General features: G+C 43.2%; 1 pseudogene. It reads left to right on the top strand.

Annotation, left to right across the window (positions count from 1 at the left end):
- Positions 1 to 184, top strand: a pseudogene (locus AB4512_RS24765) (ISNCY family transposase); the annotation flags it as partial.
- Positions 185 to 301 lie beyond the last annotated feature (117 nt).

Raw genomic sequence — 301 nt, 5'->3', positions numbered from 1 at the left:
AGACAGGATTATCGAGTTGACGTTGCTCAACCCGCACAATACGTCGATACAAGTGATGAAGCTACTCAAACAAGAGAACATTACCGTGAGTATCAGTACCATCCAGACTATCTGGAAAAGAGAGAAGCTCAATACTCGAGAGATGAGAATCAAACAATCCCAATCGATGAATATCGATGTGTGAGGCAGTCGAACGATATGACTACTAGAATATAAAGGCATGACAGAATCGGTTGGTACTTACCCCGTCATGTTCCCTCAGTAATGACACCCGACGCCTTATTCTGATGAACTGTATCGA

Source organism: Vibrio sp. 10N.222.52.B7 (assembly GCF_041474275.1).
Classification (GTDB): Bacteria; Pseudomonadota; Gammaproteobacteria; order Enterobacterales; family Vibrionaceae; genus Vibrio; species Vibrio crassostreae_C.
The sequence above is the reverse complement of the archived record's forward strand: the minus strand, read 5'-3'. Positions and strand labels throughout refer to the sequence as shown.